This is a genomic window from Methylobacter sp., assembly GCF_023227905.1.
GTDB lineage: Bacteria > Pseudomonadota > Gammaproteobacteria > Methylococcales > Methylomonadaceae > Methylobacter_A.
Map to the genome: position 1 here is coordinate 26051 of NZ_JALOCF010000005.1, position 16386 is coordinate 42436.

The 16386-nt window shown below is 55.1% G+C and carries 13 protein-coding genes; 5 read left to right on the forward strand and 8 right to left on the reverse strand.

Annotated features, from left to right (window positions below; translation table 11 throughout):
• Window positions 1-5: 5 nt before the first annotated feature.
• Window positions 6-596, reverse strand: a complete 591-nt coding sequence (locus M0R47_RS03220; RefSeq protein WP_292550233.1) for a uracil-DNA glycosylase family protein — start codon at window positions 594-596, stop codon at window positions 6-8.
• 188 nt (window positions 597-784) lie between these two features.
• Window positions 785-1684 (reverse strand): LysR family transcriptional regulator, encoded by a 900-nt coding sequence (locus tag M0R47_RS03225; protein WP_292550235.1) that lies wholly within the window; start codon window positions 1682-1684, stop codon window positions 785-787.
• 92 nt (window positions 1685-1776) lie between these two features.
• On the opposite strand from M0R47_RS03225, the gene M0R47_RS03230 reads away from it, so the two are divergent.
• The 5 genes from M0R47_RS03230 (at window position 1777) to M0R47_RS03250 (ending at window position 8116) form a co-directional block, all read left to right on the forward strand.
• Window positions 1777-2802: a hypothetical protein gene (locus M0R47_RS03230; protein WP_292550238.1), complete on the forward strand. Its 1026-nt coding sequence runs from the start codon at window positions 1777-1779 to the stop codon at window positions 2800-2802.
• Complete coding sequence (locus tag M0R47_RS03235; RefSeq protein ID WP_292550241.1) at window positions 2799-4394, forward strand: DHA2 family efflux MFS transporter permease subunit; 1596 nt, start codon at window positions 2799-2801, stop codon at window positions 4392-4394. Before M0R47_RS03230 ends, M0R47_RS03235 begins: the two co-directional genes overlap by 4 nt.
• The gene (locus M0R47_RS03240; protein ID WP_292550244.1) at window positions 4391-5923 is read left to right on the forward strand and encodes an efflux transporter outer membrane subunit; all 1533 of its coding nucleotides are present in this window, start codon (window positions 4391-4393) and stop codon (window positions 5921-5923) included. The genes M0R47_RS03235 and M0R47_RS03240 overlap by 4 nt, the downstream gene beginning before the upstream one ends.
• A 65-nt stretch (window positions 5924-5988) precedes the next feature.
• Window positions 5989-7215 (forward strand): HlyD family secretion protein, encoded by a 1227-nt coding sequence (locus M0R47_RS03245; protein ID WP_292550246.1) that lies wholly within the window; start codon window positions 5989-5991, stop codon window positions 7213-7215.
• Window positions 7216-7291: 76 nt separating this feature from the next.
• Window positions 7292-8116, forward strand: a complete 825-nt coding sequence (locus M0R47_RS03250) for a hypothetical protein (protein WP_292550249.1) — start codon at window positions 7292-7294, stop codon at window positions 8114-8116.
• A 97-nt stretch (window positions 8117-8213) separates the two neighbouring features.
• On the opposite strand, the gene M0R47_RS03255 is transcribed toward M0R47_RS03250, so the two are convergent.
• The 6 genes from M0R47_RS03255 to kdpF form a co-directional block, all read right to left on the reverse strand.
• Window positions 8214-8918, reverse strand: coding sequence for a response regulator (locus M0R47_RS03255; protein ID WP_292550252.1), 705 nt, complete (start codon window positions 8916-8918; stop codon window positions 8214-8216).
• The gene (locus tag M0R47_RS03260) at window positions 8911-11643 is read right to left on the reverse strand and encodes a sensor histidine kinase KdpD (protein WP_292550256.1); all 2733 of its coding nucleotides are present in this window, start codon (window positions 11641-11643) and stop codon (window positions 8911-8913) included. Before M0R47_RS03260 ends, M0R47_RS03255 begins: the two co-directional genes overlap by 8 nt.
• A gap of 26 nt (window positions 11644-11669) precedes the next feature.
• Entirely contained in the window at window positions 11670-12248 is a 579-nt protein-coding gene (gene kdpC, locus M0R47_RS03265) for a potassium-transporting ATPase subunit KdpC (protein ID WP_366513160.1), read from the reverse strand.
• A 16-nt stretch (window positions 12249-12264) separates the two neighbouring features.
• Window positions 12265-14334, reverse strand: coding sequence for a potassium-transporting ATPase subunit KdpB (kdpB, locus tag M0R47_RS03270; RefSeq protein ID WP_292550258.1), 2070 nt, complete (start codon window positions 14332-14334; stop codon window positions 12265-12267).
• A 161-nt stretch (window positions 14335-14495) separates the two neighbouring features.
• The gene (kdpA, locus tag M0R47_RS03275) at window positions 14496-16238 is read right to left on the reverse strand and encodes a potassium-transporting ATPase subunit KdpA (protein ID WP_292550261.1); all 1743 of its coding nucleotides are present in this window, start codon (window positions 16236-16238) and stop codon (window positions 14496-14498) included.
• Window positions 16238-16327, reverse strand: coding sequence for a K(+)-transporting ATPase subunit F (gene kdpF / locus M0R47_RS03280; RefSeq protein ID WP_292550263.1), 90 nt, complete (start codon window positions 16325-16327; stop codon window positions 16238-16240). Before kdpF ends, kdpA begins: the two co-directional genes overlap by 1 nt.
• Window positions 16328-16386 lie beyond the last annotated feature (59 nt).

A 16386-nucleotide genomic window follows, 5' to 3' on the forward strand; every position in this document is an offset into this window, starting at 1 on the left:
TCTTATCAGCCCGGCTCTTGCCAGAGCACTTCGGCCACCCGCTTTCGAAGCGCCGGGAGCAGTTCGGCTTCGAACCACGGGTTTCGGCGAATCCAGAGATTATTTCTCGGGCTGGGATGCGGTAGAGGAATGACTTTTGGCCAGTAAGTTCGCCATGCCCGTACGGTTTCAGTGACCTGCAAGTTGGCTGTATTCATATGGTAACCTTGCGCATAGCGGCCCAGCACCAAGGTGACTTCAAGCTGTTTAAGACTCCCCAGAAGCTGCTCGCGCCATGCGATGGCACACTCCGGTCGCGGCGGTAAATCTCCTGATGCGCCGGAACCGGGATAACAAAAGCCCATCGGCAAGATCGCAATTTTCCCAGCATCATAGAAAACCTCGCGCGTCACGCCCATCCAGTCCCGCAAACGATCGCCGCTTGCGTCGTCGAACGGCACCCCCGAATCATGAACCTTTCTCCCCGGTGCCTGTCCTGCAATTAAAATCCGCGCTTTCGGATGAAACTGAAGCACAGGCCTGGCGCCGTGGGGAAGTTGCGCCTCGCAGATTTTGCAGGCCAAAATCTCGCTGAGTATTTTTTTTAGAGGCATCATCGCAAAGTACCTTTCAATAGCTTTACTTGACTGAATTGATCGAGCCTCCGTTTAGATTACCGCCGTTAACGAAGGCCTGGATGAAATTCTATCTTAAAACAGGGCAACTTTGACCTGTATACGCAAGATTATCGCTTTCATTGCTCTGTGTCGCCCTTAATCAAGTTTAAAATTCAGACAATTACGGCCTATTCAGTAACTGCTTTTTGCTGCTCGATAACAGCCAATAGACGCAAGCTATCCACCACCTGTTGCAACACGACCGAATCGCTGTCGCGCGGAAAAACCATGTACACCGGCAACCTGAATCGGAGACTGCCTGGCACATGGAATAATTTTTCGGCCTGGATTAAAGGCGCGGCCATGCGTATCGGCAGAAAACATGAGCCGCCGTTGCTGATGATTAACTGCACCCCCAGCCAGCCGATATTGACTACCTGCGGCGGGCGCTCCAGATCAGGGTAATTGCTGGAGTGTTGAGCATAAAATGCCGGCCCCCAATCTACATAGACGTAATCCTCATTGGGCCACGGCTTAGCCGGATCGGTGGTCATCAACACCAACGTTTCATCAAACAGATGTTCAATCTGGAGACCGGGGTTATGCTGCGGCGTATACATCAAACCCACATCTATCCTGCCTTCAATAAGCCCTCGCATCAGGTCTTCTTCAAAACCGATTTCGCTACGGATCGATACATCCGGAGCCTGCTTTCGCAATGCGCCAACCCATCGGGGCAGCATCTCTTCCCATAAAGCAATCCGCGCGCCCACTGTAATGCTGGCCCGGTAACGACTGGGCAGGCCAATATCATGCCGTGCCTGTTCCAGCGTTAATAACAGGGATTTGGCATGACGCAAAAAGCGATGGCCTGGCAGCGTTAATACGGCGCCGGAGCGATTGCGCACAAACAGGATAGCGCCAAGATAGGATTCCAGCCGCTGAATGCGCGTGCTTACCGTCGATTGCGTCACATGCAGCCGGTTGGCCGCTTCAAGAAAACTGCCGTTGGCGACTACTGCCAAAAAAGTTCTGATTTGATCTATATCCATGGCATTAATATCGGATATATCGATACTAATGTCCAATAAATATCGTTTGCCTTATACATCTATACTTCTTATATTGTTAATTAAAACTCTCTTGTCGCCATATTTTTAGATCAGCCTGGAGAAGAAACATGACACGAAATAATCTAACCGCTCGGCGGAATGAACAAAGCAAAACAGTCGGTGAACAACTGGCTGTGATTATCCCTTTTTACTACAAGCTGTTGAATGCAGCATACATCGGCCATTTTTTTGAAAAGATACGACATGTGCGGCGTTTGTTGCCGACCGGCAAAAACTGCGGCTTATTGCTTCCGGTACTGTTTATATTGAGCGCTTGCGTTGCCGCGCCGATTACACCGCCAACCGCCAAAGTGAGTGAGCTGCGAAAAATTCTTGTGACCTCGGTGGAATCGCCGCCGCTTGAGGTCATTCCCGACCTGATAGAAACCCGGTTTCCGGTGTATAACCAGTTTCAATATCAAGCCATGCCATCGCATCTGTACCTGGAGGAAAAAATCTACCAACATCCCGGCGGAATACTCATCGCCGGCATGGTGAGCAAGGATGAAGTTGTGCCGGCAGCCGATGCGTACCGAACCACAGCCTCAATGGAAGAATCCGCACTCCATGAACCTGCCGATAGCTGGACGCCAAGCCTTGCATTGGCGCAGCAAGCGGTCGCGCAATTGAATGGCGATAGGATCAAGGCAAAGCTGAGCAATCAGCCTTCCCGTCTTCCTATGGCAAGCAAAGATCGCAATGCAAATCCCGGCAACTGGCATGATGCCATTGAGCAATGGTACGGCCAGGACATTTCATCCGTCGCTTACCGGCCGTCCGACCTGGAACAGGTGGATGCACTGTTGGAAGTGGGCATCGGGAGTTATAGAATCTTTAACGCGCAAACATCGTTGCAGGTACTGGTCAAACTGATCGATCCCAAAACCCGGCAAGTTATCGGAAGGACCCGCGCACGAACCTTCTCTGCCGAGGATTCGCCACAAACGCTGCTCAGCCAAGATGCCGAAAAGTTCAAACAGCTTGTGTCCTTGATGGGTACACAACTGCTTACTCAAGCATTCGGCAACCTTGGGCTGCCGCACGACGCCCCCGACAGCAAGTTCCAGGCAGCGGTTGACAAGACAGCACTATGACTATCGCCTACGCCAAGCGCCTGCGCGGCTGGCGTTTTATCCTGTTTAATGTCGCGCTCAGCTTGGGCCATATCGCCGTACTGTTTAATGTCGGGGCCTATATTGCGCTGCTGCCGCATGTGGCCGGCGATCTGGGCGGCGTATTCCCGAGCTTTGGCACCTGGGGCCAGACGTACTTCATTGTTGCGCTGGCACTGGCCTTTCCTATCGCCCGTTGGCTGTCAGGCCGGTTCGGAGACTATCGCTTGTTCAGCACGGCGTTTGTCGTGTATGCCTTCGCGTCCTATCTGTGCGCCGTCAGCCAGAGCTTATGGCTGTTTGTTCCGGGACGCGTCCTGCTCGGCTTTTCAGGCGGGATTACGCTCTATATCGGCCAGTCCTTGATGTTGAAGGAGTACCCGGACGGCCGGAAAATGCTGGGTTTGGGAATATGGGGACTGGTCACGCTGATGCCCTTTACCCTCAGCTTTCCGATAGGCGGCCTGATCGCCGACGAACTGGGCTGGCGTTACCTGTTTTACCTGAATGTCCCCCTGGGCCTGGCCATCGCCGGGATTACAGGTTCGTTGCTTGCCGGACGGGGATTTGAACGCAGCCACATTCGTTTCGACAGCATCGGCTTTATTCTGCTGGCCTTGATTCTGGGAGGCTTGCAGACCATCCTGAACCTGGGCAACGATTTCGACTGGCTGGATTCGCCGATCCTGCGCAACACCTTGATTATGCTGATTATCGTATTGCCCTGCTTCATCATCTGGGAGCTCGGCGAACGCCATCCGGCATTCAGCGTACGCCTTTTTTCACAGCGCAATTTTACGATAGGCGTACTTTGCCTGATGCTCGGGTTTCTTTCAATACAGGGACTACTGTCTGTGTTTATCGTCCAGCTTCAGTTATTGCTGGGATATTCTTCGTCTCTGGCGGGCATGGCCTATCTGCCGATGATCCTGCTTGCATTGCCAGTGACGCTGGCAATGCATGTGCTGCCGAAAAATATCGACGCCCGCCTGCTGGCCTGTGTCAATTTGCTTGGCTTTTCCTTGACCTTTTACTGGCTGGGTTTGTTCGATGATCCCGGCTCATTCGACCAAATTTTTTGGCCAATGTTGCTGCTCGGCTTTTTCCTGGGTTCGTTCTTCGTGCCGCTAACCCGACTGACGCTGCACGGGCTGTCCGGTAAGCAGCAGATGCGCGCGGCCGAAGAGTCGGGGCTGCTGAGAGTCGTTTCCGGCGCAATCGGCATCACCTTGCAAGGTATCGTGGTGTTTCGGCGTAGCCCTTTTCATCAGCTTCAATTGGCGGATCATTTCGGAGGACGGCAGTTCGCTTCAATCGATGTACTGCAAGAGCTTTCTTCGAGATTGGCAGCGTCCGGCCTTGACTCCGGCATGATCAATCGCAAGCTTCTGGCCGTCCTCAAGCAGCAGGCAACCCTTTTGGCACTCAACGACGCCTTTTTGCTGGCAAGCTACCTCTTTCTTGGCATGGCCGGACTGGTATGGCTGGCCTATCCTACCCACCCACCAGTTCATCCAACTCTGGCGAAAGATTTAGCCGATATTCGGGCGGAAGAAATAATGGAAGAACCATGATTCGTCAATTCACACCCAACCAACGGCTGCGTTTTGGATTGCTCGTATATATGCTGTTGATATCCGGTTGTGCCTGGATACCTCAGGGAGACAAGCCTGCCGAGTTTCTGAAAACCCCACCCATGGAACATACGCTATCCCATCCGGGACGGGAGCCGGTTGCGCCTGCCGGGCATTGGCCGCCTGAACGCTGGTGGCGTGAATTCGGCTGCGCAGAACTCAACGGCCTGATGGATACCGCGCTACAGGACAACATCGGCTTGAAAGTGGCAGCTGCAAGGCTGCATCAAGCGCAAGCCATGGTTCGCGTGGAAGGCGCGAGGCTGCTGCCATTCCTGGATGCGACCGCAGGTATGGAAGTGGGCCGTTTTTCGGAAAATGGTTTCAATGTGGTGTTGCGGGGCGAGAATTTTGTTTCAGCCTTTATAAATCCCTTGAGCCTGCGCTACCAGTTCGATTTCTGGGGAAAAAATCGCGCCGCGCTGGAAGCGTCTCTGGGCGAAGAGGCAGCCGAGAAAGCGCAACAGGCCGAGACTCTGCTTCATTTGACCGGCGCAATTGCCAGGTCCTATATCCATGGCATGGCACTGCGCCAGCAGCTCGACCTGGCGCAGGACATGGCTAAGTTGCGCCGCGATTTGCTCAGTATGGACCAGACACGCCTGCGGTTGGGTCTGGATTCCGGCGATTTGGTTAAACAGGCCAATATTGAATTAGAGCATATCAATAAACGCGAAGCCGGTATCCGGGTTCAGCTGGATATTCAGCGGAACCTGTTGGCCCGCCTGATAGGTAAAGGCCCCGACTCGACGCAAAAGCTGTTTACCGATACTCTTCTCAGCTCGGAAAAGTTACGCTTGCCGACACAACTTCCGCTGGAGCTGCTCGGCCAGCGCCCTGACTTGGCCTCGGCGCTTCACCGAGCCGAGGCGGCGGCGCAAAGGGTCAAGATGGCCAAAGCCAGCTTCCTGCCGACCGTCGACCTGACGACATTTGTCGGCGTGAACGCCCTCAGGCTGACATCGCAAGGAGGAAGCTCTCTGGCCAACCTGCTGTTCTCAGGTTCCAGCTTTTCCTATGGCGTCGCGCCGGGCCTACGGCTCCCCTTATTCGAAGGCGGACGTCTGCGCGGGGAATTATCGGCGCAACGGGCCGAGTACGATGTCGCCGTGGAGCTTTATAATGAAACCTTGCTGCATGCCGTGCAGGAGGTCGCCGATAGTCTGAGCCGCTGGCGGGAAACCAGCGCCATCCTCGAAGCGCAAGGCCGCTCGCTATCTGCGCAACATGAAAACCTGAGTTTCTCTGAAGTGCGCTTTCGCACTGGCCTGGATGATCGCCGGGCGATGCTGACCCGCCAACATGCCGTGCTGGACCAGGAATATGCGTTGAAAACGCTGGAAGCCGATAAGCTGCTGGCAATGGTGGATGTGATGGAAGCGCTAGGCGGAGGGTACGTCAACGATCTGCGAACGACCGATCAGAATCCCGAACAAAAACAGCCCGGCTGGTGGCCATGGTCGATTTAATGGAAGCCTTGAGCGGATGGATTCGTATTAAAAATAATAATATGGCACTGCCGATATAACTACCTATGACAACTCAACCCAAGATTATTCGCGCCCGACGCAACCGCTATCTATTAATCGTCGCACTGGTAATGACCATAGCCGCTTTGGCTTACGCCGGTCATTGGTGGTTCAACTATCGTTTCCGGGTGGTAAGCCACAATGCGTTCGTCGCCGGCAACCTTATTCCGGTGGAAGCGGATGCAACGGGTATCGTCACACAGGTACTGGTCGAGGAGAGTCAGTATGTGAACAAGGGGGATCTGCTAATCCGCCTTGATGAGCATCGTGCGCAAACCGCGTTGGGCCAGCGTAGAGGCGAGCTGGGACAGGTGGTGCGCGATATCGGGGCGGTTTTTTCCACGCATCAGCAACTGTGCCAGAAACTGCTTGCCCGCTCTGCCCGGCTGGCCCGTGTCCGCCATGATGTGCTTCGGTTTCGGCGGGCGCTGCCAACCGGCGCAGTGTCCGAGCAGGTTGTGCAAAATGCCGAAGACCAAGTGACGGCCCTGGAAGCCGAGATGCGGGAAGCCGACGCGGAACTTAAATCCATAGAAGCGAAAGTGGGAGGCACCAGTAAAATCTTGCACCCGGACGTAGAAGCGGCCAAATATAAATTCATCGCCGCTTATCTTGACTATTCCCGGCAGCAAATCCATGCTCCGGTTTCCGGCTATGTATCGATGCGCAAGGCTCAGGTCGGCAACCGGGTTCAGCCCGGTGATCCGCTAATGACGATTGTCCCTTTGGAGCATCTGTGGGTGGAGGCGAATTTGCGGGAAACAGAGATAGCGCGGATACGCCCCGGCCAGCCGGCAGAGATTATCGTCGATCTCTACGGGGACAGCCATATCTATCACGGAACGGTTGAGGGCTTGGTACCGGGCACCGGCAGTGTTTTTGCGTTATTGCCGCCCAATAACGCCGCCGGAAATTTTATTCATATCGTGGAACGTATTCCCGTTCGCATCGCATTGAAAAAAGACGAGATACTGAAATACCCCCTTCGCCCGGGACTGTCCACCGTGACCTCAATCGACGTCAGGGAATTGGATCGGCCATTGGACACTTCACTGGCTACAGTGACCAGCCCGGAGTATCAGACGGATATCTTTGCCGATGAAATCACCGAAGCTGAAGCCAAGGCTCAAGCGATTATCATGGACAATTTGATTCAAAAAACCGATCTATTAGAGCCGAGTTGCAAGACTCCCGAATCGGCAAGTGCTAAAAGCGCTGGCGCTGGCCGGTGATTTGCTTATTGCATTGCTTAAGGGATAATGATGCTTGAAATTGGACCGTCTGATAATTAACTAACCATCCTGAATCATGCAACAAACCCCGCCCCGAATTTTTATCTACGCCGCGCTGCCCTGCGAAGCCAAGCCGCTGGTCGAGCATTTCAATTTAAAAAAAGATACGACGATCCAGCCGTTTGCAGTGTATTTAAATCAGGCCATCTGCCTGACGGTAAGCGGGCTGGGAAAAAGCGCGATGGCTGCCGGTGTGGCTTATACCCAGGCTTTGTTTGCTTCGGTTGAACATCCGGTGCTGATTAATATCGGTATCGCCGGACATAAAGACCACGCTGTAGGCAGCCTGTTTTTAATCGACAAAATCACCGATTTTGATAGCCAAAAAAGCTATTACCCGCCACTGGTTTTCACGCCGCCTTGTCCTACTGCCAACATCCAAACGGTATCAAGGCCGCAGCTTGTTTACGACCGGCAACATCTTTGCGATATGGAAGCGTCTGCGTTTTATGAAACCGCTGTGCGGTTTTCGACCGGTGAACTGATCCACTGCCTGAAAGTTATCTCGGATAATGAATCATCGCCCGCCGAAAACATCCAGCCCAAGCAGGTTGCGTCATTAATAGCCGCGCATGTTGCAACGATTGAAACCCTGCTGCTGGTGGAGTTAAGCCGTTTGGCGGAATTGATAACTGCGCCGGAACCGGCACAGTTTGCAGAACTGACACAACGCTATCATTTTACGGCCAGCGAACAGGGACAGCTGAAAAACCGGCTGTCCCGCTGGTCGGCGTTAACCCGGCAACCAATCCCCGAGTTTGATGAAACCCGGTTGCGCAAAGGCAAGGATGTTTTAGGCTGGCTGGATCAACAACTCAGTCAAATTGAGTTTTCTTTGTAATTCTACTTTGTCAGATTATTTGTAAGCGCGTCATACAGGCATCCTAAGTTCAAAGCCATCCATGGCCTGGATTTCGAATCTATCCCATTCGATGAGTTCATTCCCTACACGCAAATCGATACCCCACACCCGCTTCGGTCAGCAAGTAGCGCGGCTGAGTGGGGTCTGATTCGAGTTTCCGGCGCAATTGTCCCATGTAAATCCGTACATAGTGGGCGTGTTCCACGTAGGCAGGTCCCCAAACCTCCAGCAATAGCTGCCGATGCGTCATCACCTTGCCCGCATGATGAATCAATACGGTCAGCAACCGGTATTCGATGGGGGTCAGATGAATCTCTTGGTCGCCGATATGCACGCTGCGGCGGGATAAATCGACCTGCAAATCGCCGACATGAAACAATGTTTCGACGCCGTCTCCTCCGGCAAGTTGAGCGGCATGGCGCAGCGAGACGCGCATGCGCGCCAGCAGTTCGCCGATGCTGAACGGCTTGGTCAGGTAATCGTCCGCGCCGGCATCCAGCGCGGCTATCTTGTTGCTTTCCTGACTTCGGGCCGACAGCACGATGATCGGCACGGCGGACCATTCGCGCACCTTGCGGATCACCGCTATGCCGTCCATGCCCGGCAAGCCCAGGTCGAGTATGACCAGCTCCGGTTTTCGGGTGCCGATCTCCACCAAACCCCGTTCGCCGGTTCCGGCTTCAATCACCTGAAAACCTTGCACGCTCAAGCTGGTACGTAAGAACCGGCAGATTTGCGGGTCGTCCTCAATAACTACAATGACAGGCTTGGCGTTACTCATCTTGCAACTGCTCCGCTGCCAGTTGCGGCGGCGCTTCGTCTATTGGTAGCAGAAAATAGAATTGCGCCCCGCCGCCAGGCCGGTTGCCGGCTTCGATAACGCCGCCATGCGCAATAATGATGGCCTTACAAATAGCCAGGCCCAAACCGACGCCGCTTTGCGTACCCTCCCGGTGTACCCGATAGAACTTATCGAACAGTTGTTCCTCTTCTCCCGGCGGTATGCCGGGACCGCGGTCCGCTACCGTCACCTTGAGCATATGGCCGGAGCACTCGGCGCTAATGTCGATAGGACTGCCTTTGGGTGTATATTTGCAGGCATTTTCCAGCAGGTTGACCAGCACCTGTTCGATCAGTACCGCATCGACGCGCACCAGACAGAGGTCATCCGGCAGCTGGGTATTGACGGTTCGATCATTAAGTCGCTTGCGCATCCGCGTCAACGTTCCGCCGATAATTTCATCCAGCGGATACCATTGCCGGTTCAGTGATGCCTGTCCTGCATCAAGACGCGCCATGTCCAGAATATTGTTAGCCAGGTTCGACATGCGCAGCGCTTCGTCATAGATGGTCTGGCTCAGTTCCTGCCGATCCGAAGGGGCAAGCTGGGCATCCTCCTCCACCAAGGTACTGGCTGCGCCGACGATAGACGCCAAAGGCGTGCGTAAATCATGGGAAATAGCGCTGAGCAGGGAATTGCGCAAAGTCTCTGATTCCATGCGCAGCTGCGTCTGTTGCGCCTCTTCGGCAAGATGCACCCGCTCAATGGTCTGGCCGACCTGACTGATGAAGGTATCCAATAGCCGACGCTGTTCGGGCAGAAACACCCGGCGCAGATTGGCGGCGCGTAAAGCCAGCACACCGATGACGCCGCGAAAGCCGGAAATAGGGAAGAATACCGCATTGGCGCCGGGCAAGGTGTCGGTGCCTTGTCCTGCTATCTGGCCGTGATCGAAAACCCACTGCGCGACGCTGAGATCGCAACCGCGCAGGGACTCCGGAGCTGGGGGATCCGACGGATAGACTATCCGGCCGTCATCGTCGGGAAACAGCAGGACGCTGGCGCCGCCGAACTCCTCACGAATACGGCGCACTGCGACTCGCGCAGTATCCGCTATGTTACGGCTGGCCGCCAACTCTTCGCTCAGCGCATAAAGAACATTGGCGCGCCGCTCCCGGTGCGAGGCAACTTTCGCCTGTGAGCGCATGTTGCTGGTCAGATGGCTGATAATCAGTCCGACCAGCAACATAATGACGAACGTCACTAAATACTGGACATCCGCAACCGCAAAGGTATGAACCGGGTTTACAAAAAGAAAATCGAATGCGGCAACGCTCAGTACCGAGGTCAGGATGGATGCCTCGCGGCCAAAGCGGGCCGCCATAAAAACCACGCCCAGCAAATAAACCATGACCAGATTAGCCAATTCGAATTTCCCGGACATGAGCCAGGCAAGAAAGCTCGTGCCCCCGGTCATAACCAGCGCCCAGCCCCAATTTAACCAGCGCCGTTTGGCGCGTCCCCAGGGATAGCTGGAACGCGGCACTTTTCCTTTAGGCGTTTTTTGCTCGAAACTGTCTTTGCCGCGCGGGCTTCCCAATAAATGGACATTAATATTGTGCGCTTCCGCGATCAGGGTATCGACGACCGAGCCCAGCAACCAGCGCCTCCAACCTCTGCGGCGAGGCTTGCCCAGCACGATTTTGGTGACATTGCGGCTTTTGGCGAAATTCAGGATTTCTTTGCTCATGTCCGGGCCTGACAACGTCGCCGTTTCGGCGCCCAACTGTTCGGCAAAACGCAATACCCGCAATACCTCATCACGACGTTCGACGGGCAGGCGTTGCAACTCCGGCGTTTCCACATAGGCCGCAATCCAATGGGCGTGCAGGCTGGTCGCTAGGCGCTTGGCGGCGCGCACCAACCGTTCGGCCAGAGCGTCGGGGCCTATGCACACCAATATCCGGTCGCCGACCGGCCACACATCGCGTATCGCATGGTCGTCCCGGTAGTCTTGCATTTGCGCATCGACCCGATCGGCGGTCAGCCGCAAGGACAACTCGCGCAAGGCAATCAGGTTGCCTTTGCGGAAGAAATTGCGCATCGCCCGTTCCGCCTGTTGCGGCACATACACTTTGCCCTCCTTGAGCCGCCGCAGCAATTCATCGGGCGGCAAGTCGATCAATTCGACTTCATCGGCCAGCTCAAATATCGTATCCGGCACGGTCTCCCTAACCTGCACGCCGGTTACCTGGCTGACATCGTCGTTGAGACTTTCCAGATGCTGGACATTCAGCGTGCTGTAGACGTCAATGCCGGCATTCAGTAATTCTTCGACATCCTGCCAGCGTTTGGGATGGCGGCAACCGGGGGCGTTGCTGTGCGCCAATTCGTCCACTAAGACCAGGGTCGGGCGGCGTTTCAGCGTGCCGTCGAGGTCAAACTCGCGCAGCACCGTGCCGCGATGTTTCACCAGCTTGGGCGGCAGCACATCCAGGCCTTGCAATAAAGCGACGGTTTCCTGTCGTTCGTGGGTTTCGACCAATCCGACCACCACATCGACGCCTTCATCCCGCTTGGCTTGAGCCGCCAGCAACATCGCATAGGTTTTCCCTACCCCTGCTGCCGCGCCGAAAAAAACCTTGAGCCGTCCGCGCCGCCGCCGGTTTTCCGCCTGCTCTACACGGGCAAGCAGGGCGTCAGGGTCTGGTCGGGTGTCGTTCATGCGTGAGTCCGGTCGTTACTGGAAATTCATTCATTAAGGCGATGATCCAGCGCCAAATTTAATTTCAATACATTAACACGGGGTTCGCCCAACACGCCCCATTGCCGTGGTTCAGCATAACGCTCAACCAGTTCGCGCACGCGGTCAGGAGGGATTTGCCTGGCTTTGGCAACGCGGCTGATTTGATAAGCAGCGGCGGCAGGGCTGATGTGCGGATCAAGACCGCTGGCCGAGGCGGTCACTAAATCCACAGGCACTGCTTCCGAATGGCCGGGGTCTGCATCGCGCAAGGCTTTGATGCGCGCCTGAACGGCATCTATCAGTGCCGGATTGGTAGGCCCTTGATTGGAACCGCCGGATGCTCTGCCGTTATAGGGAACGGGCGAAGTCGCCGAAGGCCGACCCCAAAAATATTCGTGACGGCTAAACGCCTGGCCGATTAATTCGGAGCCGAGCGGTTGCTCGCCGCTGCCCAGCAAACTGCCGTTGGCTTGGTTCGGAAATACGGTTTGCGCGATCAGCGTGACCGTCAATGGATAAGCGATGCCGGTCAGTGCAGTAAAGAACAATAGCATCAGTAAAGCGGGCTTGATGTGCTTAATCACAGTGATCTCCTAATAATCAGAACGCTAACGCAGTTAAGCCCAGGTCGATCAGCTTAATGCCAATAAACGGCACGATAACACCGCCGCCGCCATAAACCAGCAAGTTATTGCGCAATAATGTTTCCGCATTTCGCGGCCGGTAAACCACACCTTTCAGCGCCAACGGAATCAAGGCGACAATAATCAGGGCATTAAAAATAACCGCCGAAAGAATCGCGTTGTCCGGGCTGCTAAGCCCCATGATATTCAACGCGCCAAGTTGCGGATAAGTGCTGGCGAACGCGGCCGGGACGATGGCGAAATACTTGGCCAAGTCATTAGCCAGGCTGAACGTGGTCAACGCGCCGCGAGTCATCAGCATTTGCTTGCCGGTTTCAACGATCTCGATCAGCTTGGTGGGGTTGGAGTCGAGATCGACCATGTTGCCGGCTTCCTTGGCCGCCTGGGTGCCCGAGTTCATCGCCACCGCCACATCGGCTTGGGCCAACGCCGGGGCATCATTGGTGCCGTCGCCGGTCATCGCCACCAGTCGGCCTTCGGCTTGCTGCTCGCGGATCAGCTTGAGCTTGGCTTCCGGCGTCGCCTCAGCCAGAAAATCATCGACGCCCGCTTCGGCCGCGATCGCCGCTGCAGTCAAGCGGTTATCGCCGGTGATCATGATCGTTTTAATGCCCATATTCCGCAGTTCGACAAAGCGCTCCTTAATGCCGCCCTTGACTGTATCTTTCAGCTCAATAACGCCTAATACCCGTCCACCCTCAGCAACCAACAGCGGTGTACTGCCCCGGCGCGCAACAATATCGGCGGCTCGAGCCGCTTCCTCCGGGAATTTTGCCTGTTGCGCTTCCACATAGCCGCGAATCGCATCGGCAGCACCTTTGCGGATCTGGCGTTCGCCGATATTGACGCCGCTCATCCGGGTTTGTGCGCTGAAGGCGACAAACGTCGCATCCAGTTCGTGAATATGGCGCTCGCCAATGCCGAATTTCTGCTTGGCAAGAATGATAATGCTGCGGCCTTCCGGCGTTTCGTCAGCCAGCGTCGCCAGTTGCGCGGCATCGGCCAATTCTCTTTCGGTAGTCTCGCCTATCGGGATAAAAGCCGAAGCCTGGCGGTTGCCCAGCGTAATCGTGCCGGTTTTGTCCAGCAGCAACACATCGACATCGCCCGCCGCTTCAATGGCCCGTCCCGAAGTGGCGATCACGTTTTTCTGCATCATCCGGCCGATACCGGCAACGCCGATAGCGGACAGCAAACCGCCGATAGTCGTGGGAATCAGGCAGACCAACAGCGCCACCAGCACGGTGATCGAAACCGGCGTACCGGATTTGGCGACTTCCACGCTGTATAAGGAAAACGGCAGCAAGGTCACGGTGACCAGCAAAAAAATCAGCGTCAATGCCACCAACAAAATGGTCAGGGCGATTTCATTAGGCGTTTTTTGCCGCGATGCGCTTTCCACCATCGCAATCATCCGATCCAGGAAGGCCTCGCCGGGATTGACGACAATCTGCACGACCAACCAATCGGATAACACCCTCGTCCCGCCGGTTACCGAGCTAAAATCGCCGCCCGATTCGCGAATCACCGGCGCGCTTTCGCCGGTGATCGCGCTTTCATCGACACTGGCAGCGCCTTCGATGACTTCGCCGTCCGCAGGGACAAAATCCCCCGCCTCAATCAGCACGATGTCGCCGCGCCGTAACGAGGTGCTGGTGACTTTGGCGTAGTCTGTACTGTAACGCGGTTCGTCCAGTTTCTTCGCCATGATGTCGCGCTTGGCGCTGCGCAATGCCGCCGCTTGCGCCTTGCTGCGGCCTTCGGCGACGCTTTCCGCGAAGTTGGCGAACAACACCGTGAACCACAGCCAGAAAGTTACGGCCAACATGAAACCGGTTTGGGTACTGTTCTCTGAAAACAACTCCCACAGCCATAGCCCGGTGGTCAGTAAGCTGCCGATATAGACCACGAACATCACCGGGTTTTTCCATTGTTGCTGCGGAGCCAGCTTGCGCAGGGTATCGCCTAGCGCATCCAGCAGTATCTGACTGTTGAATAACTGTTGCGTATGCTGTTTCTTGCTCATAGCCTGTTTCTCTTATTGCTTGAATTCATAATCGTAGGCCGGAATAAGGCCATCCAAGCGCGTAGCGCGAGGTGGCGTTTCCGGCGAATTTGGGCAGTGTTTGCCGGAAACGCCAGTTCTCGCTGCCGCTCGAACCGGCTTATTCCGGCCTACGGAGCTAATTATCTTGCCGCGTTCATCATCAAATGCTCGACCACCGGCCCCAGCGCCAAAGCGGGAACAAACGTCAACGCGCCGACCAAAATCACGGTGCCGATCAGCAGCATCACGAATAATGGCGTATGCGTAGGCAATGTGCCGACGCTAGCCGGTACGGTTTTCTTCGCGGCCAATGAACCGGCAATCGCCAGCACCGGGATGATAATGCCGTAGCGCCCGGCCAGCATCGCGACGCCTAATGCGACGTTGTAAAACGGCGAGTTGGCGCTTAATCCGGCAAAAGCGCTGCCGTTGTTGCCCGCGGCGGAAGAAAATGCATAAAGAATTTCGCTGAAGCCGTGCGCGCCGGGGTTGGCGGCCGCTGATTTCCCTGTTTCGACCATGACCGCCAACGCCGTTCCACCCAAAATAAAGAAGGCCGGAATTAAAATAACGATAGCCGCCATTTTTATCTCGAAGGCCTCGATTTTTTTGCCGAGATACTCTGGGGTTCGGCCTATCATCAGACCGGCAACAAATACCGCGATCAGCACAAAAACCAGCATGCCGTAAAGACCGGAACCGACGCCGCCGAAAATGACTTCGCCTAGCTGAATCAGCCACATCGGAACCAGGCCGCCCAGCGGCGTATAGGAATCGTGCATGGAATTGACCGAACCGTTGGATGCCGCGGTCGTCGCAGTCGCCCACAGCGCGGAATTGACGATGCCGAAGCGCGTTTCCTTGCCTTCCATGTTACCGCCGGATTGGTCAATACCAATGCTTTGCTCAACTCCAAGCACAGCCAGCGTAGGATTGCCGCCTTGCTCAAGACCAACAGCGAGAAATACTAAACTGACCAGCACCAGCGTCATTGCAGACAAAATGGCCCAGCCCTGGCGCGTGTCGCCGACCATCGAGCCGAAGGTATGGCACAGCGCCGCAGGTATCAGCAAGATCGCCAGCATTTCCAGAAAATTAGATAATGGCGTTGGGTTTTCGAAAGGGTGCGCAGCATTGGCGTTAAAAAAGCCGCCACCATTCGTGCCCAATTGTTTGATCGCGATTTGCGAGGCGACAGGGCCTACTGCCAAGGTTTGTGTGGAATCTTCCGTTGCTGTGCCTACCTGCTCAACTAACGGCATGGTTTGGTAAGGTTTGAAGGTTTGCACAACGCCTTGGCCAACCAACACCAACGCCAGTACAAACGACAGCGGCAGCAGGATATACAAAGTGCCGCGCGTCAGGTCCGCCCAGAAGTTGCCGATACTGTCAGCATGGGTGCGTTTAAAGCCGCGTATCATCGCAACCAAAACCGCCATGCCGGTGGCCGCCGAGACAAAGTTTTGCACACTCAATCCCAGCATCTGGGTTAGATAACTCATCGTCGTTTCGCCGCCGTAACCCTGCCAATTAGTGTTGGTGGCAAAACTGACCGCGGTGTTGAATGCCGAATCGGCCGTGACATTGCCCAGTTGTTGCGGGTTCAGCGGCAGAAAAGCTTGCAGCATTTGCAATGCAAACACCGCCAGCCCGCCGAACAGATTAAACCAGAACAGGGCTGCTGCGTATTCTGTCCAGCGCATCTCCTGTTCCGGGTTAACACCGATCAACCGATAAACCCCTGCTTCCAAAGGCCCCAATATGAGCTTGAGAAGTAACGGGCGATTTTCATACACCGCCGCCATATAAACGCCCAAAGGCTTAGCCAACAGCAACAGGACGATAAAATATAAGGTGATTTGCGATAAGCCGTTTGCCGTCATTAGAATTTCTCCGGGTAAAATAACGCCACCAGCAGATAAACGAATAATGCGAATGCGAGCACGCCGCTCAAGCCGTAGATAAAGGTCATGACTGCCTCTCTTTATGAATGTTTCGAGAGGTTAATGTAACGCGGTTGTTATAAAAAAA